Origin of the sequence: Nocardia sp. NPDC058666, assembly GCF_042714895.1 — a bacterium.
Taxonomy (GTDB): Bacteria; Actinomycetota; Actinomycetes; order Mycobacteriales; family Mycobacteriaceae; genus Nocardia.
The window spans coordinates 544,754-567,945 of sequence record NZ_JBHXRY010000002.1 but is presented as its reverse complement, the minus strand read 5'-3'; the positions used below and the strand labels follow the sequence as shown (position 1 = coordinate 567,945).

At 64.2% G+C, this 23,192-nt stretch carries 24 protein-coding genes; 5 read left to right on the top strand and 19 right to left on the bottom strand.

The window, feature by feature from the left end; all coding sequences use genetic code 11:
* Window positions 1–112: 112 nt before the first annotated feature.
* Together rpmJ and infA are read right to left on the bottom strand one after the other, a co-directional pair.
* Window positions 113–226 (bottom strand): 50S ribosomal protein L36, encoded by a 114-nt coding sequence (gene rpmJ, locus ACFWVD_RS09050; protein WP_056818299.1) that lies wholly within the window; start codon window positions 224–226, stop codon window positions 113–115.
* Window positions 227–368: 142 nt separating this feature from the next.
* A complete protein-coding gene (gene infA, locus ACFWVD_RS09045) occupies window positions 369–590 on the bottom strand; it encodes a translation initiation factor IF-1 (RefSeq protein ID WP_003418601.1) in 222 nt (73 codons plus the stop codon).
* 441 nt (window positions 591–1,031) lie between these two features.
* Between infA and ACFWVD_RS09040 the strand changes: the two genes are divergently transcribed.
* The gene (locus ACFWVD_RS09040) at window positions 1,032–4,586 is read left to right on the top strand and encodes an AAA family ATPase (protein ID WP_379241459.1); all 3,555 of its coding nucleotides are present in this window, start codon (window positions 1,032–1,034) and stop codon (window positions 4,584–4,586) included.
* 45 nt (window positions 4,587–4,631) lie between these two features.
* Here the strand turns inward: ACFWVD_RS09040 and ACFWVD_RS09035 are convergent, their stop codons facing one another.
* The 4 genes from ACFWVD_RS09035 to ACFWVD_RS09020 all read right to left on the bottom strand — a co-directional run bounded on the left by ACFWVD_RS09035 (window position 4,632) and on the right by ACFWVD_RS09020 (window position 9,171).
* Window positions 4,632–6,095 (bottom strand): serine/threonine-protein kinase, encoded by a 1,464-nt coding sequence (locus tag ACFWVD_RS09035; RefSeq protein ID WP_379241458.1) that lies wholly within the window; start codon window positions 6,093–6,095, stop codon window positions 4,632–4,634.
* Between the two features lie 11 nt (window positions 6,096–6,106).
* Window positions 6,107–7,321 carry a hypothetical protein gene (locus ACFWVD_RS09030; protein WP_379241457.1) on the bottom strand — a complete coding sequence of 405 codons (1,215 nt, stop codon included), beginning with the start codon at window positions 7,319–7,321 and terminating at the stop codon, window positions 6,107–6,109.
* Between the two features lie 11 nt (window positions 7,322–7,332).
* Complete coding sequence (locus ACFWVD_RS09025; protein ID WP_379241456.1) at window positions 7,333–8,559, bottom strand: hypothetical protein; 1,227 nt, start codon at window positions 8,557–8,559, stop codon at window positions 7,333–7,335.
* A 111-nt stretch (window positions 8,560–8,670) separates the two neighbouring features.
* Window positions 8,671–9,171: a DUF4254 domain-containing protein gene (locus ACFWVD_RS09020; protein WP_379241455.1), complete on the bottom strand. Its 501-nt coding sequence runs from the start codon at window positions 9,169–9,171 to the stop codon at window positions 8,671–8,673.
* A 173-nt stretch (window positions 9,172–9,344) separates the two neighbouring features.
* Between ACFWVD_RS09020 and ACFWVD_RS09015 the strand changes: the two genes are divergently transcribed.
* Both ACFWVD_RS09015 and ACFWVD_RS09010 read left to right on the top strand, forming a co-directional pair.
* The gene (locus ACFWVD_RS09015; protein WP_379241454.1) at window positions 9,345–10,154 is read left to right on the top strand and encodes a GntR family transcriptional regulator; all 810 of its coding nucleotides are present in this window, start codon (window positions 9,345–9,347) and stop codon (window positions 10,152–10,154) included.
* Window positions 10,151–10,729, top strand: coding sequence for a GNAT family N-acetyltransferase (locus tag ACFWVD_RS09010; protein ID WP_379241453.1), 579 nt, complete (start codon window positions 10,151–10,153; stop codon window positions 10,727–10,729). The genes ACFWVD_RS09015 and ACFWVD_RS09010 overlap by 4 nt, the downstream gene beginning before the upstream one ends.
* Before the next feature lie 64 nt (window positions 10,730–10,793).
* On the opposite strand, the gene eccB is transcribed toward ACFWVD_RS09010, so the two are convergent.
* The 13 genes from eccB to ACFWVD_RS08945 form a co-directional block, all read right to left on the bottom strand.
* On the bottom strand, window positions 10,794–12,302 hold the full coding sequence (gene eccB / locus ACFWVD_RS09005) for a type VII secretion protein EccB (RefSeq protein ID WP_379241452.1): 1,509 nt from the start codon (window positions 12,300–12,302) through the stop codon (window positions 10,794–10,796).
* A 95-nt stretch (window positions 12,303–12,397) separates the two neighbouring features.
* Window positions 12,398–12,676 (bottom strand): hypothetical protein, encoded by a 279-nt coding sequence (locus tag ACFWVD_RS09000; protein WP_379241451.1) that lies wholly within the window; start codon window positions 12,674–12,676, stop codon window positions 12,398–12,400.
* Between the two features lie 94 nt (window positions 12,677–12,770).
* Complete coding sequence (locus tag ACFWVD_RS08995) at window positions 12,771–13,067, bottom strand: WXG100 family type VII secretion target (protein ID WP_379241450.1); 297 nt, start codon at window positions 13,065–13,067, stop codon at window positions 12,771–12,773.
* Window positions 13,068–13,166: 99 nt separating this feature from the next.
* A complete protein-coding gene (locus tag ACFWVD_RS08990; RefSeq protein WP_379241449.1) occupies window positions 13,167–13,955 on the bottom strand; it encodes an ESX secretion-associated protein EspG in 789 nt (262 codons plus the stop codon).
* On the bottom strand, window positions 13,952–15,007 hold the full coding sequence (locus tag ACFWVD_RS08985; protein WP_379241448.1) for a PPE domain-containing protein: 1,056 nt from the start codon (window positions 15,005–15,007) through the stop codon (window positions 13,952–13,954). The genes ACFWVD_RS08990 and ACFWVD_RS08985 overlap by 4 nt, the downstream gene beginning before the upstream one ends.
* Complete coding sequence (locus ACFWVD_RS08980; RefSeq protein ID WP_379241447.1) at window positions 15,004–15,318, bottom strand: PE family protein; 315 nt, start codon at window positions 15,316–15,318, stop codon at window positions 15,004–15,006. The genes ACFWVD_RS08985 and ACFWVD_RS08980 overlap by 4 nt, the downstream gene beginning before the upstream one ends.
* A 30-nt stretch (window positions 15,319–15,348) precedes the next feature.
* Window positions 15,349–16,674 carry a hypothetical protein gene (locus ACFWVD_RS08975; protein WP_379241446.1) on the bottom strand — a complete coding sequence of 442 codons (1,326 nt, stop codon included), beginning with the start codon at window positions 16,672–16,674 and terminating at the stop codon, window positions 15,349–15,351.
* Complete coding sequence (locus tag ACFWVD_RS08970) at window positions 16,671–16,985, bottom strand: hypothetical protein (protein WP_379241445.1); 315 nt, start codon at window positions 16,983–16,985, stop codon at window positions 16,671–16,673. The genes ACFWVD_RS08975 and ACFWVD_RS08970 overlap by 4 nt, the downstream gene beginning before the upstream one ends.
* Before the next feature lie 92 nt (window positions 16,986–17,077).
* Window positions 17,078–17,389, bottom strand: a complete 312-nt coding sequence (locus tag ACFWVD_RS08965) for a YbaB/EbfC family nucleoid-associated protein (protein WP_379241444.1) — start codon at window positions 17,387–17,389, stop codon at window positions 17,078–17,080.
* 11 nt (window positions 17,390–17,400) lie between these two features.
* On the bottom strand, window positions 17,401–17,697 hold the full coding sequence (locus ACFWVD_RS08960; RefSeq protein ID WP_379241443.1) for a hypothetical protein: 297 nt from the start codon (window positions 17,695–17,697) through the stop codon (window positions 17,401–17,403).
* Window positions 17,698–18,120: 423 nt separating this feature from the next.
* A complete protein-coding gene (locus tag ACFWVD_RS08955; RefSeq protein WP_379241442.1) occupies window positions 18,121–18,906 on the bottom strand; it encodes an ESX secretion-associated protein EspG in 786 nt (261 codons plus the stop codon).
* Window positions 18,903–20,813: a hypothetical protein gene (locus tag ACFWVD_RS08950; RefSeq protein WP_379241441.1), complete on the bottom strand. Its 1,911-nt coding sequence runs from the start codon at window positions 20,811–20,813 to the stop codon at window positions 18,903–18,905. Before ACFWVD_RS08950 ends, ACFWVD_RS08955 begins: the two co-directional genes overlap by 4 nt.
* Window positions 20,814–20,872: 59 nt before the next feature.
* On the bottom strand, window positions 20,873–22,024 hold the full coding sequence (locus ACFWVD_RS08945) for a hypothetical protein (protein ID WP_379241440.1): 1,152 nt from the start codon (window positions 22,022–22,024) through the stop codon (window positions 20,873–20,875).
* A 318-nt stretch (window positions 22,025–22,342) separates the two neighbouring features.
* On the opposite strand from ACFWVD_RS08945, the gene ACFWVD_RS08940 reads away from it, so the two are divergent.
* Both ACFWVD_RS08940 and ACFWVD_RS08935 read left to right on the top strand, forming a co-directional pair.
* Window positions 22,343–22,657: a hypothetical protein gene (locus tag ACFWVD_RS08940; RefSeq protein WP_379241439.1), complete on the top strand. Its 315-nt coding sequence runs from the start codon at window positions 22,343–22,345 to the stop codon at window positions 22,655–22,657.
* An 8-nt stretch (window positions 22,658–22,665) separates the two neighbouring features.
* Window positions 22,666–23,175, top strand: a complete 510-nt coding sequence (locus ACFWVD_RS08935) for a YbaB/EbfC family nucleoid-associated protein (protein WP_379241438.1) — start codon at window positions 22,666–22,668, stop codon at window positions 23,173–23,175.
* Window positions 23,176–23,192: the final 17 nt, after the last annotated feature.

Sequence of the window (23,192 nt, the reverse complement as noted above, 5' to 3'; positions counted from 1 at the left end):
CACCGGCCTCCGTGCCGGTGGATGGCACGCACACGTATGTGCGTGCTGGAGCTGGGAGTGCTTCTTTTCGGTCAATCCGATCAGACGATCGGTGCCCGGTGGTGAGGCTGAATCAGCCCTGACGCTGCTTGTGGCGCAGGTTGTCGCAGATCACCATGACCCGACCATGACGGCGGATCACCTTGCACTTCTCGCAGATCTTCTTGACGCTCGGATTAACCTTCACGTCAGTCCAATCTTTTGTCGGTCCACACAGGTGGTGTGAACACAGTTTTTCCCCAGCTGAAGGACTGGGGAAGTCTGGTGGTGTCTCTGGTTGGAGACACTGGGCGACGCCGCGGGCGCGGAGCTCGCGACGCCGTCAGGCATCACTTGTAGCGGTAGACAATCCGGCCGCGGGAGAGGTCGTACGGCGACAGCTCGACGACCACGCGGTCTTCCGGAAGGATACGAATGTAGTGCTGCCGCATCTTTCCGCTGATGTGCGCGAGAACCTTGTGACCGTTCTCGAGCTCGATCCGGAACATCGCATTGGGCAGCGGCTCGACAACTCGACCCTCGACCTCGATGGCCCCGTCTTTCTTCGCCATATCCTCCGCGATCCCGGTTACGCTCAACCTGAGTTTGGGTGCTGCCCGTGGCCTGCCGACGATCAGTCGGCGTGCACGCGAACAGTCGGCGCATAGGTGCACCGCCGCTCAAGCTTACCGGGCCGGACGCCCAGAGGCAAAAGTGCCCCGAACCGTACACCTCGAGCTGGGGTTGTGCTGGGTAATCCGGGTGTGAGTTCCGGGTGAATCGGAGCGTGGGCGCTTGGTGATCCGCGACGCTGGCGCGGGGGAATCTGAGGCGCGGGTGCGCCGCAATCCGGGTGCGGGCACGGGTAATCCGAGGGCTGCGCGCTGGGTGGTGATAGGGCGGCGGCTAGCTTTGAGGCACCCACCACGGTGCCGAGGTTGTCGCGTAAACTCACCGGCGTCGTAAGAAGTGGGTCGATCAGATCGGGGGACCCTGGTGAACGAGGCGTGCCGGTGAGCCGCAACAACGACAGCCTCCCCATGTTGCCGCCGTGGCTGTCGGAAAGCGACGTCACTCAGGTCGGTTACGAGGCTCCGGTCGAGAACCTGCCCCAAGACGACGAAATCGACGAGGCGCCCAAACGCCGCCGCTTCCTCGGCCGCGGTGAGGATGCCCCGCGCAAGGAGAAGGGCGGCCGGCGCCGTCGCAAGGACCGCGAGCCCGAAGAAGAGGCCGCGCAGCAGCAGTCCGCCCACCCGGCCGACCCCGCCCGCCGAACCGAGCAGCCCGTCTCCGACTGGTCCACCCAGCCCCCCAACGCGCCGATCCCGGGCCCGTCCCACCAACAGCCGTCCCCCGAACTCCCCCCGCGCCAGCCCGCGCACCCGGACGCCCTTCGCGACCCGTCACCACACCAGCCCACCCGCGACTACGCGCCGCAGTCTCCGTCGCCGAGCCGCGAACAACAGCCACTGCGCTCCTCGACCGGCGAGCAGGGCCCTTTCCCGCAGACACCGAGTCGCGAACAACAGCCGCTGCGCCCGACCGGCGAGCACGGCACGTTCCCCCAACCGCCGAACCGCGAGCAGCCGCTGCGCCCGACGACTGGCGATCACGCCGCCGTCCTGCAACCGCCGACTCACGAGCAGCAGCCGCACCGCGCCGTAGCCGGCGAGCAGAGCACGTTCCAGCCTTGGACTCAGTCGACTGACGAGCAGGCTGCGAATCAGCGGCCCCTCGCTCAGCAGCCGCCCCGCGAGCAACTCGCGGATCAGCAAGCGAGCCGTGAGCAGACTCCGGTCCAGCAGTCGCCGCTGTCACAGCCGACTCGCGAGCAGGCGGCGCGTCCGCAACAGGCGCCTCAGCAGGCGAGCACCGGTTGGCAAACCGCGCCCGGCCCGCAAATGCCGCCGACCAGCGAAACTCGCACGCCGGCACAGTCCGACGCCGGAGTTCGGCCTACCGGGCATGGCCCGTCGGTCAACGACCCTGCACCCTGGCCCTCCGCCCAGCCCGCGCCCACCGCCCCGGCCGATGCGAGCGCGTCCCCGTCGCATGCGGGCCCTGCCCTGCCCGCAACGCCAGGCGAAGCGGCGAAGACCGACACCAACGGACTCCCGGCGCGCACACCCGCACCCCCGTCGAACGGCTTCACCCCGCTCGGCCCCACCCAGCAGCGCCCGGATCTCCCTCCCCCGCCGCGCCCGGATCTCCCCCCGCCGCCACCGCTCCCGGCCCCGCCGAGCGAGCCGTCACCTGCCCGCCCGACGCAGGCACCGCCCCGCCTGACCGTCCCCGCAGAGTCACAGCCGGTCGCGCCCCGCCCCGATGCCGAGCGCCCCACCGCGGAACCGCAGACGGCGGCACAGCCCACCGACGCCGTGTCACAAGCCGCACCGGCACGACTCACGTCCGAACCCCACACCGCGTCGCAAGCCGCGCCGACTCGCCTCACCGCCGAACCCGACGCACCCGAATCCGCTTCGCCGACAACAGCATCCACTGAGTCGCGACCGACCGGTGCCAGGCATTCGGCCGGTGGATGGTCGATGCCAGCCGAAGGCGCTCCCGCAGAGACGGCACCCACCACGGCAGGCTCCGCGCGCCCCAACGCGGCGACGACCGAAGCGCAGGCAGACTCGATCGCCGGCAGCACGCAGTCGCCAACAGCCGCTGCCAGTACGTCCGAGTCGCAGCCTCAGCCGGACTTCTCAACTCCCGAAGCGTCCTCGAACGCCGGGCGTTCGGCCGCGCCATCCCCCCACGCGACAGGCGAATCCGCGCTGCGGAACGAGTCGCCCTACCGCACTGGCGAGTTCGTCGATCCTCAGCTGCCCGCAGAAGTTGACCCGCGTTCGCCGTACGCCTCGGGCGAGAGCGCGCTGCCGTCGACTTACCCTGCGACGCAATACAATCCGGTTCCGGGTGACCCGGCGCCGACGCATGCACCGGAGGATCGGACCGAGGTTTTCCGCTCGGATGATTCGCGAGTGCAGGGCGCACCGCATCGTGCGACTGAGCAGAGCGCGTCGAGTTGGCAGGGTGGCGCGGGTTCGGCCCAAGGTGGTCAAACCGGTTACCGCTCAGGCGAATTCGTGCAGGCAGCCGATGCCGCGTCGCCGTATCCGCGGCCCGATGGCACACCGGCTCAGCATCAGCAGCCGGACGGCCTGCCCACTTACGGGCCCGATGGTGTCGCTCAACGGCCAGACGGTGCGGCACCGCAGTACCAGCCCGCTCCCGCGCAGCAGCCCGATGGTTCGCCGCAGTATCGCCCCGACGGCGCGTATCAGCAGCCTGCGGAGTACGTGCAGCCGAATCAGGTTGCCCCGCAACAGTTCCCCGCGAACGCACCCGCGCAGCAATACCAGCCCGACGGATCTCCGGCGCCCCAGTACCAACAGCCCAACGGCCCCGGCCAGCAGTTCGCACCCAACGGCACCCCGGCACAGCCCAACGGACCCGGCCAGTTCCTGCCCGACGGCACCCCTGCTCCGCAGCACCAACCCAACGGCCCGGGCCAGTTCCAGCCGAACAGCCCCGCACCGCAGCAATACCAACCCCCACAGCAATACCAACAACCCCCGAACCAGCAACGCCCGCAATACGGCCAACCAGGTTGGGGCGCACAACCACAGGGCTACCAGCCCTCACTCGACGACGTCCCCGTCAAGCGCGCCAAGAAAGCCCCCGGCAGCGGTTGGCGCAAGGCCGTGCACCACGCGTCGGGCGGCGCGATCAACCCCGGCATGTCCGCCGAGGAACTGCGCCTGCAGGAACTCGTGGCCCGCATCCGCCAACCCGTGCGCGGCGACTACCGGATCGCGGTGCTGTCGCTGAAGGGCGGCGTCGGCAAGACCACCACCACCACCGGCATCGGCTCGATCTTCGCCTCGATCCGCGGCGACCGAGTGATCGCCGTGGACGCCAACCCCGACTTCGGCACCCTGTCGCAGCGAGTGGCCATCCAAACCCGTTCGACCGTGCGCGATCTACTCCTCGACCCGTCGATCGAACGCTATTCCGACGTCCGCAGGCACACCTCCCAAGGCTCGAGCCGTCTGGAAGTGCTTGCCAGCGAACGTGATCCGGCCGCGTCGGAAGCCTTCAACGACGAGGAATATCGCGCCGTAGCCCGCATCCTGCAGCGCTTCTACAACATCATCCTCACCGACTGCGGCACCGGCCTGATGCACTCGGCGATGAGCGGCGTCCTGGACCTGGCCCACTCGCTGGTGCTGATCTCGTCGGCCGCCATCGACGGCGCCCGCAGCGCCGCCGCCACCCTGGACTGGCTCTCGCTCCACGGCCACGACCACCTGGTCCGCAACGCGGTAGTGGTCATCAACCTGCCCCGCGAGGGCTCCCCCAACGTCGGCATCCAGCAGCTACGCGAGTACTTCCTGTCCCGCTGCCGCGCCGTCCACATCATCCCCTTCGACGAACACCTCTCCGAGGGCGCCGAAATCGACCTGCACCGCCTGCACAAAACCACCAAGCGCGCCTACGTGGAACTGGCAGCCACCGTCGCCGACGAGTTCGGCGTGGACCACCGCCGCTTCAACTGACCCGACAAGTCACGCCTGCAGTGCGGGCGTGGCTTGCTCGCGGAGTTACTTCACGTCTCGACGCAGCAGCGGCAGCAACTTCTCGAGCAGAACGGCTTCGCCCTCGGGCGTCCAGTTCTGGATGGCGGCGACGGCGGCGAGGTCGTCCACCACAATGATGGTGCTGCGCAACCCGATCAGGTCAGTCGAGACCCCGGCCATACCGCCGCCTGCCTTGTCGTCGGTGCGGACGAGGACGAGATAGTCGAGCCCATCAGAGCCGGTGGGTTCCAGTTCCCTCGACCAGTGCCGAAAGGCCTTGGTGCTGTTGTTCGCCTCGGCATTCGAGTAGCGCGGGTGGTACCGGAAGCCGAGATCGGTGAGGAACTGGGTCGGTCCCCCTGGATGCAGGTAGACGATCCCCTCTCCGTACGAGGGGTACTCGGCCAGCAGGATCTGTCGTCCGAGAAACTGCGGGTTGTCCGATTTCGCCTGTCCGACACTGGTCGGCTTCGGCGAAGCGGCCGTGCTCATGACTGTCGATGCGACCGCGGCCGTCGCGCCCGTGCTCGACGGCTGCGGCCAGACGGCGACACCGACCGCCACGGCAATCGCCAGCACGGCGGCAGCTCCGGCCACCAACCATTGCCGCGACGACCGATCGGGCGCGCCGACAGGAGCCCGCACCTGCGCGCCGGTCATCGCCGCACGCAGCGCGTCGGTGAATTCACCGCAGGTCCCGAATCGCTGGTCGGGCCGCTTGGCCATCGCCACCTCGAGCACCCGGTCGACACCGACCGGCAGTTCATGACGCAAGTCGGTCGCGCGTGGCGGTGGCTGGTTCAGATGCGCCATCATCACCACGGTCGGTACCGTCCCGACGAAGGGATTCCGGCCGGTCAACAGCCGGAAGAAGGAGCAGGCGAGACTGTAGATGTCCGCGCGATGGTCTACCGCCCCGCCGAGCAGCTGTTCGGGCGATGCATACGCGACGGTGGCGAGCAGGTCGCCGTCCTGGGTGAGTTCTTCGGTATCGGTGGTCGATTTCGCGATGCCGAAGTCGGTCAGCAGTACCCGTTCCTGTTCACCTGAACGTGGCGAGAGCAGAAAGTTGGCCGGCTTCACATCGCGGTGCAGCAGGCCGGATCGGTGTGCGTAGTCCAGTGCCTTGCCGACCTCGGTGACGATGCGCAGGGCCCGGTCCGGTGTCATCGACTGCGGAGCCGCCGACATCGCCTGCGCCGCATCGGATCCCGACACGTACTGCATCGCGATCCAGAGCTGCCCGCGGTCCTCGCCCCGGTTGTAGACAGAGACGATATTCGGATGATCCAGTCCCGCAGCGAGATTGGCCTCACGTTCGAATCTGGCCCTGAACTCGCGGTCGCCGGTGAAACGTCGAGACAGGACCTTGATCGCATCGTGGCGGGGCAGCGTGGGATGGGCGGCGAGGTAGACCGCGCCCATCCCACCTTCCCCGAGCAGCCGTTCGATGCGATACCCGGCGATGATATTTCCCGGTGCGGACATCGGCGATCCCGTCAACTGTTGGCCAGCAGGGCATATTGGGCAGCGGCGCGCTGGCGAACGTCGGCGATCTGGTCGCTGAACACCGTTGCCACGTAGCGGTCGTACCTGAGATTGCAGGTGTATCGGCGCCGGTCATCGAATGTTCGGCAGATGGTGTCGGGTACACCGTCGGGCCCGGCGACAACGTCGGGTTTCCCCTCGGCCAGCCTGTGTTGCAGTGTGTGCGCAGCCGCCGGGTCCCGCGCTCGAAGCAGGATCGTCCCGTCCACGAACGCCGCACGGTCAACTCCGACTTCGCCGAACAACCGCCCCTGCTCAGCTTGCTCTACCTGGAAAAGGATCGCCCCACGGCCGTCCACGACCGCCTCGAAGGCGGCGGCACGTCGCGGAAACTGCGGGTAGCGAGAAGGATCAAGCTTCAATGTGCGTCGCAACAGGTCGAAGGGGTCATCGCCGAGTCGGTAGATCTCGCGACGCGACAGCGGCGGCAACGAGTCCAGCAACGGCAACTGCTTGTCGAGTACCCGCGTGGCGAGCGTGGTCAACGCGGCGAGCTCCGGCGACGATGTACTCACCGTCAGGCTGATCATGTAGGACCCGTGTGACAACCGGGTGCCCAATGTCCTGACTTCGGGGCGCCAATGTGACCGCGCGGAGGGATGTCCCGCCAGCTGAACCCTGGTGTTGACGTCGGCCGCTACGCCGAAGTCGATCGCCTCGAACTCGGCGGCAGCGGCCGACGCCATCGCCGCATCCGGAAACTGGAACACCGAGATCGCGAAACCCGGCTCACCCCGCTTCGAGTCCATATCAGTCCCCTCGGTGGCGCTGACGCTGGAAACGATGCCGTAGGCCAACTGATTTCGACGCAGCACCTCCTGGAAATCGGCCTGCGCGTGCTGGCGCCTGTATTCCCGCGGCTCGGCTACCGGCGCGTAGCCCGTACCGAAAGCGAGGGCCTCGTCCACCTCATAGCCCTGCACGATGTGTCCGGCCAACCTCATGATCGCCAGTTCGGTGCCGTGCTCGAGGGAGTGCGCGTAGTTCGCACGATATTCCAGCGGTTCCACCGGATAGCTGCCGACATCGAACCGACGTACATCGACCTCACCGGCGAGGGCGGTGCCCGATACCGGCGCTGCCCGCACGGCCAGCCCGCACGTCACCGCCATCGTCGCGACAGCAGCCACCGCCGCGATATTGCGCAACAACTCCAGGTACTTCATCCAGCTCGCCCTCACCTGCTGTTGACAAGAATCGCGAACTGCGCGGAGATCCGCTGCTGCGCGTCACGTAACCAGGGGGAATGCACAGTGGCCACGTAGCGCCCGAAAGCCACTGAGCAGGTGTACTTTTCGGTGCGCAGAAGGCCCGGACGCACGCTGCGATTGCGTGCGCACCGAGCCTGTGGCAGCCCGCCAGGCGAGTCTTCCCGAGCCAGGAACTTGCCGACCGCGATGTCGGCCAGATACCGACGAGCGCTGTCGGCGTCTCTGGCCCGCGCGACAACAGCCTCTCGATAGGCGACCCGGTCGATGCCGTGAGTCTCGTTCAGGCGCGCGTGCCGTTGCGGGTCTCTGCGCAAGTGCAGGTCCGCGCGTGCGTCGTAGGTGCCGTGCTTGTGCGCGTACTCGTAACCGGTGGTCTCCGGCACGGTCAGTCGCAACAACCCGTCGGCATCGAGCGGCAACGAGGCCAACTGATCGACCGGAGTCGGCCGAAACGCGGCCACCCGGTCCGACAGCCGCCGCAGCGCACCTTCCACGAGCGTCGTCAACGGAGCCAGTTCGGCGATGCCGAGTTTCCGGTTCTCCGGACTCTCCGCGACCACGATCACGACAACCGAGCCGACCACATGCCAGGCCGCCTGCACCTGTTCCTTGGGCAACCACGCGGACCGCACCGCCGGGAACTGCACCAACTGCACGGGTTCGGCTCCGTCGAGATTGAACCCGGCGTCAGCGAGCGCCGTGGCCCCCGCGATGGCCGTTGCGCTGTCGCGATACACCAGTCCGGCGTAGGACAGCGCTGAGCCGATCCAGGCTGTCTCCTCCGCGGCTGTTCCCGAGGTATTGAAGCCCGCGATGAATCCCGCGGAGGTGAACGCTTCGCCGGAAATCGGTGTGAGGCTGACATCGCGGTGAATCGTCGGAAAGCTCTTCGTCTTCCCGCCGACGAAGACGTTTTCCTGCCGATCGTGTAGCAGCGTCAACGACGGGTCTACCTCGGTCGGCAGCGGAAAGTACTCCGCCAAACGCTGCGCCTCCCGCACCCGGTGCAGCACCATGGGTTCAGCGCTGTCCGCACCGTAGTCGACCGGACGTGTCGGATAGCCGCCCACGTCGAGAAGACCGAGGTCGACCGCCGGTTCCGGCACTTCTCCGTCGGTGACCGCACCGCAGCCCGACATCGAGACGGCCAACACCGAACAGACGGCCAGTATCCAGCGCCGTCGAGCCCCCATCGAAATCCCCCATGCAACCCAACGACCCCGATGGTCTCGCCGAGGCTAACACGGGGGCCGATATCGCACACTTCGCGAAGGTTCTTAGGCGTCAAGCACTTTCGCTGTCGGTCACCACTCCGGCAAACGTCGCCGACCCGCCAACACATCACGCACCAGGTCGTCATAGGCGTCGGCCAGTTCGGCCAGGTGGTGCCAGGCGGAGTGCAGCATCTCGTCGTGGGCGGACAGCGTCATCAGCGCGTGGTGCGCCCGCACGGAAGCCTCGGCCAAGCGGTCGATGACCGCGCCGACCGTTTCGGTGTGCAGGGTGGCGCCGAGTCGGTGCTGGGGTATCCCACGCAGGACCCAGTCGTCGATGGCCAACACCAATTCACCACGGCGACAGTCGATTTCGCGCAGAACCACCAGGTCGGTATCGACCTTTCCCCCGCGCCCGACCACACGTTTCTCGTGCAGCACGGCGAGATCGCGCGCGAACCACAGCAGGGGTCCACCGACTACCCGGTGTCCGCGACACGCCCGGACGAGAATGTCCGACAGCGGTAACAGACCGGTGGGTGCCGAGGGTCCGGCGGTGTCGACACTGCGCACCGTGTCGGGGAAAACCATTACTACGGTAGAACTCTCCGAACCAGCCACGTTGCCTCGCCGTCATCGCCGCAGAGCACCGGATCAGGACGTTCATTACAATAAACCTCGCAAGCTCCCTGTCAAGCATTACTCGGCCGTAGGTAACCGATACGAGTACACTTCGTTACCTGCACGACTTACCGAGGAGCAAGATGGCCGACGGTCCGACCTACCTGCGGATCGCGAACCTCCTCCGTGAGGAGATCCGTGCGGGCACATGGAAACCGGGCGATCGATTGCCCAGCCATTCCGAGCTCGCCGCCCAGATGCAGGTCTCGATCACCACCTCGCGCAACGCGATTCAGGTGTTGGTCGCCGAAAACCTGGTCTACACAGCGACTTCGCGCGGCACGATCGTGCGCAATCAGGAAGTGCTGGAGTCGGTGGTCACCGATCACATCCGGCGTGACCGCCCCAAGTCCGCGCACGACATCTTCGAGGAGATCGCGCGCGCGGCCAACCGGGAACCGTCCAAGGAATTCAGCACCAGGATGGAACCCGCCGAGCCCGAGGTCGCGCGCTGGCTGGGTGTCAGCCCCAGTTCCTGGGTGTTGGCCCGCACCGTGGTGCAGTTCCTGGACAACGAGCCCTGGTCGTGGGAGGTCAGCTTCTACCCCCGCGACCTCGCCGAAGCCGCGGGCATCGACTCCCCCCACGACATCCCCGAGGGCACCACCCGCCGCCTGGCCGACCGCGGCTACGGCGAGACCGCCCACCGCGACACCGTGTTGGCCCGCGCCGCCACCGCCGAGGAGGCCGCGGTCCTTGGCGTCGCCACCGGCACCGTGCTGCTGGACCACCTGCGCATCGGCGCCAACCACGAACGCGTCACCCGCGCCACCCGCCACCGCTCGCTGGCGGGCCGCAACCAACTCGCCTACCAGCTCGGCGACACCACCGGCACCGACGTCATCGCCCGCACACTGGGCATCGCGCCCGGGTTGGCCGTCGCCCTGCCATGACGGTGCGCCTGCGCCCAGCCACCCTGGGCGACCTGCCACTGATCTGCCGCCTGCGCGTCCAGCGCACGTCGTGGCTGACCGCACGCGGGTCGGATCAGTGGACGGTGGCGGGGCGGGGGCGGCCGATCGAGATCTTCGCGGGGGCCGTCGGGCGGGCGTTGGATCGGGGGGAGACGTGGATCGCGGAGGTGGACGGGGAGCCGGCGGGGACGATCACGGTGAACCAGCGGGCAGATCCGGGGTTGTGGTCACCGTGGGAGTTGGCCGAATCCGTGATCGTGCACTTCATGATCGTCGATCTGCGGTTCGCGGGCAATCAGATCGGCAAACGGATGCTCACACACGCGGCCAACCTGGCCGAACTCGAGCAGCGGACATGGGTGCGCTTAGACGCGTGGACCACAAACACTGAATTGCACGACTACTACCGTCGTTCAGGTTTTCATCTCGCGCGCCTCGCTGGACCGGCCGCAACCGGCCCATCGCGCGCGCTGTTTCAGCGTCGAACCATGAACTGGCGCCGCCATCCTTCTGCGGCACGATTCACCCGTGCGCTGTCGACCGCCAGCGATTAGCGCGACCTCCGCATCGACGGACCCAGCACGGCCGAACATCGGGGAGGCGGATCCTCATGGCCGTTCAGTTGGCCGCGGAGAGCGAGTCATGGCCGACCAGCGCAGCCTGCTTGTCCAGCGTAGGCCCTGGAACTAATTGACCGATGATCGACCACGGCGCCAGATGGGGCGTTCTCCCCAACCCGAGCACATCCGCGGCGTCTATATCCGGCACGCCATACCGGATTCCGGTGTCCATGATGTAGAACAAGCCAGGGTCGCGCCGGGGACTGCCCGGTTCAGTTCCGGTCACCCGTACGAATTCTCCCGTGGTCGGTGGTAAGTAGACCTCATCGATGCGGCTGCCGGTGCCGTCAGCCGTCACCAGCTTGACAGGTTTCGTCTTCTCGGAAATCGGCAAACGCGTGCCCGCAAGTAAGGATACGGTGGCACGATCTGAGGCTCCTTCGGTTGCGTCGGACTGCAGAAGTCCAGTGCCGGCCGTTTTCGTCCATTCGATACAAGCAACGGGATTCAGATCAGCGGCGAGGATCTTCGGCGTGCTGATCGGGAAGTCGTCGACCGGAAGAGTGTCCACCGTCGAGATCCCATCGAGCGTATCCGGCGGAACGGATTTACTGGTGCTCATTCCGTATGAGTCCTGGTTGCGAATCAACTCCGCCGTGAACTCCGAAACACGTTGCACTCCACCGGAAAGAACGACATAGAGCTCTGCGGTCGCAGATTTGTCGAGGCCGGCCACACTGATGATGCCACCGATCGGAACATCGCTCAGCTTGCCAGGGCCGGGCTCGCCCGCGCGTTCGATCACCGGCGGAGACACCGGCGCTACTGCGGTCGGCACCCCGAGAAGTCCGGTGGAAATCGGACGCGGCATCAGGTTCGACGCCTTCAATGAGCGCTGTATCACGGTATTCTGCAGATCGATCTCGGCCCGTTTACCCTCGTATATAAGATAGGTCTTCGCACCGTTGCGAACGAGCAGCGCTGCGTCACGGCCCGTCTCTTTCATCCGGTCACTCAGCTCGAGCTCGCCCGCGATAACCGTAGTTGTCGCGCCCGAAGAAGAGACGGCTCCGCCGGAGGCCGACAGTTCCACGGTATCGCACAGGGTCCACTGCGATTTCTCGCCGTGGTCAGCGACAGGGAGAGCAGCGGGCGCCCCCGGGATTCCCAGGAGCGGACCACGGGGCAACGAATTGAGTTTGTTGTCTTTTACTGATTTCGGCACATCGCGAGTTCCCATGATCAATCGTGCCGACGCCAAGTTCAAGACTGGGTGCAGCGTGCTGTTCTTGTTCTGGTCCTGCACCACCACATACAACGCACCACTGTCCTTGCCCATCACGATTTTCGCGTCGCCGATCGAGCCCTGAGGACTGATCAACGACAGAATGACCGCGCCTGCGACCACCAACACCGCCAGCACGGCACCAACGACCAGCGAACGAAACTGGGCCCGCATCGGGTCGTGCAACATACGGACGTCCCGACGAATCAATGCGTGATCGAGCCGCCGTAGCAAGAATCTGTACCCATTGACCTGGGCGCGGGTAGTCAACTGTGCTGGCACGAATCCTCCATCAGGTCGACTGTCATGCCGACCAAATCAGAACAACGACAACATGGCACCCCTAACGAAGAGGGGTGCCATGTTTGAAACTCCGGTTAGATAGCTCCGAAGCCGTCCGCGATCCTGGCATCCGCGCCGAAAGCGCTGCCCATCGACTCTTCTACCGCGGTGGCGATAGCTTCCAGCTTGGCCAGCGTGTCCTTGAATTCGTTGTCGTACGATGCCTTTACCGGCCCGAAACCGGAATTGTAAGCCTCGTTGACGTTGCCGGCGTCATCCGACCAAGCAACCCTCAACTTCGTTGAGGCCGCTTCCATCTCGTCGACACCGGCCCGCGTCAGTTCACCGTGAAGCCGACGCAACTCGGTGTACATGTGGGTCATTGTGGCTCTGTCGTAGACAGTTACACCGGACATCTTCTACTCCTTGTGATTTCTATCAAATATGGTCGGGAACGGCGAAACTTGGTCAGAGATTCGTCAATCGTGCGAACCCCTCTTCGTTCACCGCTTCCATCTTGGCGTAGGTGGTCTGCCCCTCGCCGACTTGTGCCTCGAGCTTGATCAGAACCCCCTTCAGGCGGACGGCTTCCTCGTCCCAAGCCGATGCGGCTCCGACATACGCGGCTCCCGCAGCGCCGACGAAGCCCTTCTTGCCGCTGTCTACCAGCTCCTGGACGTCTTGGAGAACTCGCTGAATGTGGTCGACTGCACTCGCGACCTCATCCTTCGCTGACTGAACCTTCGCTTCGTCAACTGCAACCATCGGTGTGTACCTCGATCTCTTGTGTGTACTTACTACGGCCAGGCAATGCGGTCGCACATCGCCATCTCTGCGTGGAGCAGCTGCGTGTTCATGTCTGGATCACGACAGCCACCTCCCCCCAGGCAATCGGTCGATCAATCCCGAAATCGCTTGCGCGAAACGGTGATCGGTGCCCGGTGACAGTGTGGACCAGACTTGCTGGTCCGGAGCGACACCCGGTGCGACCACAATGCGGCCCCTTCCGGTGTCGTACACGACGGCGGCTCCCGGTGATCGGTCTGTCGCGCCGTCGGAGTACGCATAGGCCACAACTTCGGCGTATGCGTGGCAGGAGGCCAACGCGAGTCCGTAGGCCGTGGCTTGGGTGTCTTCGACACCGAAGCTGTAGACGGCACTCGCGTAGTCCTCCGACGTTATGGCGGTATCGAAGCGTTCGCCCAAGTCCACGGAGAGCGCGCTGAAATTGACAACGGAGGCGGCTTCGCTCGGTCCCAACGCCTCGATCAGCGGCCGGGCAAGCGATTCTCCAGACCCGTCGGTCCATATGGACCGGAGTTCGAGGCTACCGTCGCGGCGCACGGCAACGGCATGGTTCTCGCCACGCCGGGCCACACACACACGTACTGACCCGTCATCACCGAAGATCCGCATAGCGAGTTCCCGGTCCGGCTGTGCCAGTGTGAACATCGCATCAGCGATATCGGGCTCCACGTCACCGTTGGGGTCGATCACCCGCTGAGCGATCAGATCGACTCGCGCGCGCTCGTGCGCAAGGGTCAAGTCACTATGTGAATCCTGTTGCGGACTCACCGCGAGGACAAGCGGCAGCGTCTGGACGCCGAGCTGACGCGCGAGGACCAGGACGCCATCATTGGTCAAAGTCGTCATGGCGACGAAGCTCCCTCTCCGCCTGCGGGTTCAGCGGTCGGCATCGCTTCACCACCGGCAGTGGAGGCAGTGAAAGCAATATCAGGGACACCTCTTTGCGCACTCGGATCCAGTCCGCCGAGTACGGCGGGCGCTACCTGCATCCCCGAGCCCAGTCCGAGCTCAGCGTCGCCGGCAGGAACTCCAGCCAGGTCAGAGCGTGTCGAGTGCTCCTCTTCGTCCTGTCCGCCGTGCCCGGCACCCATGCCCGGCGCGAACGGCATCGTGCCTGCCTGTTGCACCGAAACCGGCTGTACTCGCACCGTTTCCGAGTCACGCGAGGAGACCTGGGTAGTGGTTCGGCCACGATAGGCGGTCTTCACCGGTGCGAAATTGATCGGCCCGCTCGAATACCCGGGCGCCCCAGCCATCGCCTGAGGTGACGCCTCGGGATTGTCGGCGGTACTCAATGTCCCGCCATTCGCCTGCACATCAGGCGCGACCATTGGTGCGGGCTCGTGCTCCCACGGTGTCGCCAACCTCTCGGTCGCGGCTTCGTAGGTGCGCATGACTCGTGCGGCGACGGCTTTCGCCGCATCGGCGTCGTCCTCGGCTTGCGCGATTTTCGCGAGCATGGGCGCGCCCATAGCCGCGCCCACGCTCTCCAGGAGGTTTTGCAGGTCACGAAGCGCTGTGACTTCCTGGGCGTCCGGCATGGCCAGCCGCGCGATCTCGTAGGTCAGCGCGTGCGACTCCGCTTGTGCTGCGTTTCCCGCAGCTGCGGTCGCCGATGACGTCAACCAGTCCGAGAGAGTGCGGAACCGTTCGATGACCTGGCTGCTGTTCTCGGATTCCCAAGCAGTACTGAGGGTTCCGAGAATGCGATCGTATTCGACGGCCGTCGCCGCGAAACTGACACCCAGTCGTCCCCAGGCCAGACCGGCTTCGGCCGCAGATGATGCGCCCGCGCCCGTCACAAGATCTCGAGCCAACTGTTCCGATGGCCGCGACTCCCATACCGTCCCGGTGAATCCGGGATTCTGTGGTTCCAGCATCGGCGGCGGCTCGCTCATACCTTGAAGCCGAGAGCGCTCTGCTCTTCGACCTGACCGAACTCGTTGGTCTGTGCCCGCAAGGCGGTAGCGAGCTTTCGCAGCTCGGCTACGCCGTTACCAGCGCTCTGTTGGAAGGATGCGGCGACCGAGTTGAGCGTTCGCGCGGCTTGGACCGATACTTCGTCGGCGCCCGCGGAGACGATGGTGAGCTTGATTTGTTCTTTCTCCATGCCCGCGGCGAGCCGATCCGCGAGCGCGTCCAGTTGGGCTGCGGCGGCCAAGGCCGATTCGGAATCGAAACTCAGCCCAGCGATTTCGTTGTTGGCCATGATGGTAATCCTCCTGCTGCCTGTGATGATTCAGAGCGTGAGCGCTTTGTCCGGCGGCTCATCCGCAACTTCGACGCCACCGATAACCGGGTTGGAGACGCCCTCTATGTTTCCGACTACTTCATCGCCGTGCGCTGTGGTGACGAGATCTGTGCGGACGTTGCCGGCCGCCGAATCCTCTGCTGCACCAGCACGGTTCGCTCCGCCCATCCCCGGCATCATCGGCGTTGCCGCAGAGCGGCCCGTTGCTGCCGCGTTGGATGTGCTCGTCGCTGCTGCGCGATTTGTCGGCGAGCTGGTATCACTGACCGGAGCCCTGGTCAGCGGACTGCTTGCTGGGGATGTGGCCGGGGATCCGCCGATTAGCCCCCCGAGGCCGGATCCACCACCTGCACCGCTGCCGGTACCGCCAGTGGAATCAGCGCCGGTACCACCGTTGATGGCAGATGGCGTGCCAGCCGTTGTGCCCTGACCGTTCTGGTTCGTCGCCGTCTGTATGCCACTGATACTCGACTGCAGACCACTGACGGCGTCGCTGACCATGTCCGAGCCGCCACTGACTACCGCGCTGCCCTTTTCGACGACCTTGGTGGCCAACTCCGTAGCGGGCGAGACCAGCGGCTGCACTGATTGCATGACCAAGTTCGCCAACTGGGCCGCATCAGCAACGGTGGGAGCGCCGGTCACCGGTACTTTCATTCCAGCAGCAACGATCTGGGCGGTCTTGATTGTCAACTCCCCCCGTGTTCGGGCGGCGATGACAGTTGCCTCAGCGATCACTTGAGACGCCATCGCGAGCAACGTCGGTATTCCGGCGGGCGTCACGAGCAGTGCTATACCGGCTATCACCTCGGCCACGAACTTCGCGATCACCACGCTGAGTTCGGCGTACCCCTGCGCGACAACGCGTTCCGCGTCGAGCAGAATTGCCTTCTGGTTTGTGCCCTGTACTTGAACATTCCCGATGTCATCGACCACGCTGAGGCTCTTCTGTTGAGCCTTGACCGCGGCGTCGCTCTGCCAGCCTGTCGAAACCTTACTGACAGCCTGACTCGTCGCACTGGACGAATCGGACAACACCCCGGACATCAGCGAGAACACGTCCGAGATATCGAAACCGCCACCGCTAGCGCCAGTTCCGAACCCGCTCAGCAGGTCCACGGCTGGCTGGATCAGTGCTGTGGGGTCGATCGACGGCAGCGCGATCTCCGGCAGCCCCGAAATTTGCGGAATCGTAGGCAGCTGGGGAATTCCCAGCTGCGTCAACACATCCGGGACCGGAAGATCCAGCATCGACCCTGCGGGGCTGTTACGCAAGACATCGAGAACCGTCTGGTTCAGTACTGCGTCGCTCACAACGATTTGAGGGCGAAGCTAATCGCAGACGCCAAATCCGTGCTCTCGTAGGCAGCGACACCCGCGAAGGCGCTCGCCGCAGTCTGACCGTGCACCGCCGCGATTTCCGCCGTCGACAAAAGGTAGTTCGCTTGCGCCTGGGCGAAGGCGATCAGGAAGTCCTGACCGATCAGCCCGAACACCGGCACTGCCGAAGCCAGCGCCGTAGCGGAATCGATGCCAGCCGCACCAGCGATCTGCGCCGCCGTTGTCGCTTGAGTACTACCGAAAGCCGTGATCGCCGCGAAGTCGGCCTTTACCAGGTCGCCCATCGTGATCCCCTCCCATTCTCCGTCGATCTAGATCAAAGCGTACTTGCACCAATAGCGTTGCGCCAGTGGGTTAACACATCCACAAGACTTGCTTAAACTGCCTGCCGAGGAGCGAACTCCTCAGCGAGAGAAGCGATCAGCTCGGCACGCCGCGCGAATGCTTCGCGGACCGCCTCGTTGCCGGCGTCTACCACGGCCCGCTCGAAGTCGTCTGGTGACATCCGTGAGATCTCATCAGAGAACCGTAAATCCACCAGAGCGCCGTTGCCGTCCACTTCGACAGTCACCGCACCCTCCGCGGACGTCACCCGTTCCCGAACCGCATGCATCTGCTCACCGAGTTCCTCGATCCGATACATCCGTTGGCGAGCTCGCGCCTCCAGCTCGTCCCACGACCCGACCACACCGTCCTCCTTCAGATAGTCCGGAGCCAGCTCTGCGGCTCGGTGTCGTATTCCTGCTCCTCGACGTACTCGAGACGAGCTACGTCGGCTTCGGTGGGAAGCCCGGACAGTGCGAGAGTTTCAGCACTCACCCCAGCCTCCGCCAACTGCCTGCGTCGGAGAGCCCCGGCACGCGCGGCGGTGCGCTGGCAGAGTCGCAGAATCTCGGCGGCGAGCTGCGATGGATCGCGGTGCAGCTCAGCGGGATCCACACGCAGCCCAAGTGGCAACCCCTGTTCGGAAGTGCGAACCTTGATCGACCCGCTCATCGAAACGGCAGTGTAGGTGGGGCAGTCCGCCCCACCAGAACCTTCTACGCTCGACTCGCGCATCGACAACTCCCTCCCCGGATCGCTTCGTCTAGAAGTATCACACATTTCGCCTACCGCACCAGATCAAGCCGCATCCGAGAGGGCTGGGTGCCACCAGATGTGCGATGCCCTCCCCCCGAGCCTGCAACCCTCGCTGGCAAATCCTCAATCTGATTGCGACACTTACCCTTCAGTCTATCTGAAGGGTGCGCTTCGTTGTGCTGCAGCAGCTCGTCCGAGCAAGGACGACCGGCAGCTTCCACGCGGCGCGCTACGAGAGCCTCGCCGTTCGGTAGGTCGTTCGACAAGCTATGTCGAACGACCTACGTCTGCCGGGGCGAGCAGAGTCGAGCGAACGCGCATCTCGGGATCGCCGTTACTTCACGTGCGAGCCGACCCTCGTTCGTCCTTGATCGCGGCGATCACCAACGCGACATGACTGTTGAGGACCGAGACGAACCTCGTTCGGTCCACCGCGCGAACGTAAGCGGGGTTCTCAGTGATGACATAGCGGCCGTCATCAGCGAGGTCTCTGAAACGAACCAGGTGGCGAGTCGCTCCGCGTGGACCGAAAACCGACCGGCCCTGGACAACATAGATCTCTCCTGCCGCCAAGGCTGCCTCCTGGAGGAATTTCTCAGTCTTGTTCACGGCAGTATCCAGCGGACCGGATACCACCGAGCGTCCGTGATCGTAGTCCAGGTCTTGATCGGGCGCGGTAAGTGCCATATCCCCGCGACTACCGCGCTCAGCGGATGGCATCGCGTCGATAACCACATTGGACAACTCGATCGGGTCACATTCACTCACGGTGTAGCCGCCGCGCCGCCAGTATGTCGCGCCGGGCAACTGGGTGATCAGGTAGCCCCTCGGACCCTTCCTGGTAGCCCGCACCCGAATCTGCGAATCAACACCCCACGGGTCCTGATCGTTCCACCCATAAGCGGACAGGTACATATCGGGGTTCGCCATCGCGTCGAACGCAGCGTGGAAGTCGCCATCCATCTTTTCGTTCAAGCTCGCTCGGGCTTCCCGGAGTTCGATGCGGAGATCCTCGGGGGTCCGTGTCAGCGAGGTGAACATGAACGGTTCCGGCGGCTCCATTCCCGCCTTATCCATCCACAGGACGTAGAACTCCGCTTCGGTAAATCGCCATCGCACCATCATTTTTCAGCCACCGGCACGACAGCTGACGGCGTATCGCCGAGAGCGGCATCGAGATTCTCTGCGGAATCGAGGTACTGGGCTCGCTTGTGTTCCTTGCCCTGCCCCTGCCCCTGCGCGCCACCGGCCGCGGGCGATCCCATCATCGGACTGGACATGCCAGAGGTCGCCCCAGTCGAGGCGAGTCCAGCTCTGGCCGTGGCGGTCGATACCTCTGCGGTCTGCACCCCCTGCACTGCGGCGCGGGGAAACAGTTGCGATTTTGTCGGCTGCGTTGCGCCGCCGCCTGCACTACCCGCGCCGCCGGCGCTACCCGCACCGCCGGACATGGCCGACTTCCCACCGCCAGATTGTCCCGACGGGACTCCGGCACTCGGCGCCACGCTCAGTGGCGTTTGCGACTGGTCTGTGGCGGTGGCAGCCGTCAATCCCTCGGTGATTGCCGAAGTAAGGGCTGAGGAAGCGCTCTCGGCCGCCGTTCCGACCGCTTCAACGCCCTGTTGTAGCACCGTGCTGCCCTGCTCCAACAGGGACTGAAGAGTCTTCTGTGTCTGGTCTTCAGTCGTTACCGGATTCTGGGTCGTCGGAATGGAGGGAGTGGGGGTCGTAGGAATTGATGGGGACGGGGTTGACGGGATGCTCGGACTTCCGCCCCCGGTCGGCGCTTGCCCACCCAGACCGGAGGGGTTTCCCGGCACTTGGCTGACAGGAGGAATCACTATTTCGGGCACCTTTACCGATAGCGAATCCTTCGGATTCGGCATAATCGGGATTGCGGATCCCGATTCCTTAACACCCTCGCCGTACCAATTGTCCCATGCTTGTCGAAGTTCTTTCATCCAGCTGTCGACAACCCATTTTTCGGGATTATCTCCGCACTCCTCTTTGATGCTGCGATAGGGCAGAAAATTTTGAAGACGATTCATCCAGCCTTGAGCATGCGCATAGTTCCAACTCATCAACTTAGTTGCGCGCGCTAACGCCTCCGCGCTGGCTATATACTTCGATACCGACGCCTTGGCAGCCAATGCGCCAGGAGATGCCCACTTCCCTCCGACCGTGGAGTCTCCTTGGTAGCCCTGAAGGTGCTGATCAACCGCCGTGTGCATATCACGAATTCCCACATCGAGGTACGCGTACACTCTGTGGTAATCTTGCGCAATTGCCGCCAGTCTGGAGATTACGTTAGAGGTATGCGCGAAATGTTCCCAGTGGTTATGAAAATCATCCCACTGGTACTGAATTCCCGGCTCTGGCTCTATATTTACCTCGCGATCCATTGAGAGTCCAACACTTCCCACAAGTTCCTGCAAGGCATTCGCATGAGAGGTTCCCGCCAGTTTGTCATCATAATCTGATGAATAAGTCCCACTCCAAGAATATTTATGATGATTAGTCAAGAGAGGAATTTCTGTCGGTTGAGACTGCTTCCATCCAGGAAGCTCTACTTGTCCAACGCTTATAGACAATGCGGTCCGCGGCGACCACTGATCCGACGGTTTCGTGAACCCCTGGAAGGCTGTGGCCAGTTGATCACTCGTATACGTTCCATTTCTGAATGCCTCGGCAGACGCGTCGTCTACCCCCGTGAATAGTTTACCCGCAGCCACGAACGTCTCACCCATGTCCCTCAGTATATTGAGGTGTTCAGGCAGAACTGTATCGATCAGCCTCTTTCCAGCCGCGTTAAATTTGTCAGCCAACTTCGCCCCCGAGCCCCTTTGATTAAGTGGCTGAAGGTCCGTCGCAGACCTTATTATATTTAGGCATTCATTCACAAGATTGGTCAGATTTGCACATTGCTGCGCCATTGCAGTTGCGACTGCGGGATCGAATGCGACGCCATTGCTATCAAAAGCACCGTTTCGGGCATCAGTCTTGTACCCGGTAAAAGCGTTACCTTCAGCCATCGGTTCCCCTCCAGAGTAGATGTATTTCGCGGTTTAGCGTTTGGCGCAACAGGCGTTCCTCACATTAGATTGGGCACCGCCCTTGCGCCTATCAACCCAGCAAGAGACAACTGATACAACGCGCCATCGATGTCGACAGAGCCCTCACTCGAAAAAAGACCCGATACGGCATCCCGAGAGGCTGTAGCACGCTCAGCCGCGGCCACCGCCGCCATCGCTACCGATAGCCGCTCACCACGAAGAGATTCCGGCAGAACCTCACACACCGCATCCGCCGTACCAGCCGCCGTCAGCACCTCTGGAATCGCAGACCGATGATGCTCGACATCCGCCGACTCACCTCGATACCACCCAGACCCGTCCCACCAGAAGCAGAACGACAGCAACCCAGTGCCCGCTCGCGGATTCAATACCGGATTCGCGACCCAGTCGGGCGCCCCAAGGTAGTAATCGGGCATCACCGCACCACCGTTGTAAGCAGCATCGAGATCCGCCGCGTCCCACACTCCGCCGGACAACACGGCGCGATCACCGGGCAATAGATACAGAGACGAGCCACTCCTGCCCTCGGTCTCGAACATGCCGAATGAGGGCAAAACACGTGGTCCGCTCGGCGACTCGATCGCGGCGTGCACGGCCGCGAGGACAGCCCACCTTGCCCACATCACCGACAATGTGGGCAACCCCTGCACCGGCGCTGCCCACTGGCCCCGCGAGCGATCAGCCCTGGCCTGTTGTGCGGCCTGTTTGGGTGAGCGCCGCTGCGAGCCCTCCTGTCGCACATACGCGGCCAACCACACCGGAAGCCGACTGCGTGGATGCGCTAGTAGGTCGGCCGCGTACGCCTCCGGGGCGAACAGTTGATCATCAGGGAATGGCTCAGCGCCATAGTCCAATTCGAAGTCGACTTCGCCGAGCACTGTCAGTCGCACAGTCATCCGCCACCATGGCCCGTCGGCTTTCCGAGCATCCCGTGACCGGTGCTCACGAACCAGCTCCAGGACAGCCTCTGGCACCTCGGCCCGCACCGACTGTTCCTTCTCGTCGAACCAGTCCGCTCGGGCCACACCAGCGACGACGGTCAGAGCGACAACGGCTTCGAGGCGCCGCCACCCAGCGGGACCGACCCCGACGAAGGCTCGCGCCGCCTCGTACAGCCAATCCTCCGATGCGGGCCGCGATTCGCCACGGCCGGTCGTCACGTCCGACACAACGGAGGATCCGGTCCCGAGGCTGAATCCGACATCCGGCGACTCGAGTCCGGGTATCCGCCCCACCGATTCCCTCACAGCTCTCAGGTCCCTCCGTAACGCCACAGCTGACAGATCGCGAGCCGCCACTCCACCCCAACCAGCTAGGTGCCGAGCATGATTCACGGTACCCGTACACTATGCGGGCCCGCAGCACCGTGCGCTAGCCGCGATCTACGACAACTCTTACCCGATTGTGCTGAGACACGCTCTGTGGCACAGTCGAATCGAGTGCCCGATGGGTCGCGGGCGATAGACGTTCACACAGGGGAGATTCCGATGGCTGATCACATCGAGGTCAACGCAGACAAGCTACGACTACTGGCAGCATCGGCCGATTCCATCGCCGATCGCCTCGCGGCGATCGCCACCGCCGGCCAGTCCGCCGTCTCGGCGGCTTCCTCGGCCTGGGGCGATGATGCGTTCGGCGGCAAGTTCGCCAGCGGTGACAAGGGTTTCGAGAAAAACAGCACCAACATCACCGCAACCACAAGAGCCGTCTCGAGCTCTATGAGCGCCCTCGCGACAGGCATTACCGAATCGGGCGGGTCCTCCGCGAAGACCGAGGACCACAACGCCGGATTGTTCCGGTAGACGACACCATGGCGGACAGGAGCGTCGACGACGCGGCATCAGTGTTCGACGGTCTCAACCGTCAGATGAAGGCGATAGCCGAGGTCGCACAGCAGCGGGCACAACTCACCGCCACTGGCTACGCGGAAAATCGACGGATCTCGGTAACGGTCAACGCTGACGGCGCGGTGATCGAAACGAAGATCTCGCCGACTGTCGACGATCTCACCAATGCCGAGATCGCCAAAGCCGTGACTTCCGCGGCGCAGAACGCGGCCGCGGAAGTAGGCCGTAAAGCCCAGGAGTTGATGGCGCCGATCACTGAGCAGCGGGCCAAGATGCCGAAGATTCACGAACTCATCGAAGGCTTACCGGACCTCGGCGACACCAGTCCCAGCCTGCCCAAACCCTCGATGGCGCCCCCCGGCTCACTCGAACGCAATGAAGCCGTCAGTGATTCGCCGGTGTTCGTTGATGCCGAAGACCACGAACAATGGAACGAACGGCGGCGGACGAGCGTGACCGATGACAGTTGGTAGCGGTCGGCCGAAGGAGA

What these genes read in the sequence shown, in the direction of transcription:
- ACFWVD_RS08935 (WP_379241438.1), top strand. Translation starts at nt 22,666, where the DNA reads ATGGCGGACAGGAGCGTCGACGACGCGGCATCAGTGTTCGACGGTCTC.
- infA (WP_003418601.1), bottom strand. Translation starts at nt 590, where the DNA reads ATGGCGAAGAAAGACGGGGCCATCGAGGTCGAGGGTCGAGTTGTCGAG.
- ACFWVD_RS08995 (WP_379241450.1), bottom strand. Translation starts at nt 13,067, where the DNA reads ATGGTTGCAGTTGACGAAGCGAAGGTTCAGTCAGCGAAGGATGAGGTC.
- ACFWVD_RS09025 (WP_379241456.1), bottom strand. Translation starts at nt 8,559, where the DNA reads ATGGGGGCTCGACGGCGCTGGATACTGGCCGTCTGTTCGGTGTTGGCC.
- ACFWVD_RS08955 (WP_379241442.1), bottom strand. Translation starts at nt 18,906, where the DNA reads ATGATGGTGCGATGGCGATTTACCGAAGCGGAGTTCTACGTCCTGTGG.
- ACFWVD_RS08960 (WP_379241443.1), bottom strand. Translation starts at nt 17,697, where the DNA reads ATGAGCGGGTCGATCAAGGTTCGCACTTCCGAACAGGGGTTGCCACTT.
- ACFWVD_RS09015 (WP_379241454.1), top strand. Translation starts at nt 9,345, where the DNA reads ATGGCCGACGGTCCGACCTACCTGCGGATCGCGAACCTCCTCCGTGAG.
- ACFWVD_RS09020 (WP_379241455.1), bottom strand. Translation starts at nt 9,171, where the DNA reads ATGGTTTTCCCCGACACGGTGCGCAGTGTCGACACCGCCGGACCCTCG.
- ACFWVD_RS08970 (WP_379241445.1), bottom strand. Translation starts at nt 16,985, where the DNA reads ATGGGCGACCTGGTAAAGGCCGACTTCGCGGCGATCACGGCTTTCGGT.
- ACFWVD_RS08950 (WP_379241441.1), bottom strand. Translation starts at nt 20,813, where the DNA reads ATGGCTGAAGGTAACGCTTTTACCGGGTACAAGACTGATGCCCGAAAC.
- ACFWVD_RS09035 (WP_379241458.1), bottom strand. Translation starts at nt 6,095, where the DNA reads ATGTCCGCACCGGGAAATATCATCGCCGGGTATCGCATCGAACGGCTG.
- ACFWVD_RS08980 (WP_379241447.1), bottom strand. Translation starts at nt 15,318, where the DNA reads ATGGCCAACAACGAAATCGCTGGGCTGAGTTTCGATTCCGAATCGGCC.
- ACFWVD_RS08990 (WP_379241449.1), bottom strand. Translation starts at nt 13,955, where the DNA reads ATGACGACTTTGACCAATGATGGCGTCCTGGTCCTCGCGCGTCAGCTC.
- ACFWVD_RS08985 (WP_379241448.1), bottom strand. Translation starts at nt 15,007, where the DNA reads ATGAGCGAGCCGCCGCCGATGCTGGAACCACAGAATCCCGGATTCACC.
- ACFWVD_RS09030 (WP_379241457.1), bottom strand. Translation starts at nt 7,321, where the DNA reads ATGAAGTACCTGGAGTTGTTGCGCAATATCGCGGCGGTGGCTGCTGTC.
- ACFWVD_RS09000 (WP_379241451.1), bottom strand. Translation starts at nt 12,676, where the DNA reads ATGTACACCGAGTTGCGTCGGCTTCACGGTGAACTGACGCGGGCCGGT.
- ACFWVD_RS08940 (WP_379241439.1), top strand. Translation starts at nt 22,343, where the DNA reads ATGGCTGATCACATCGAGGTCAACGCAGACAAGCTACGACTACTGGCA.
- ACFWVD_RS09010 (WP_379241453.1), top strand. Translation starts at nt 10,151, where the DNA reads ATGACGGTGCGCCTGCGCCCAGCCACCCTGGGCGACCTGCCACTGATC.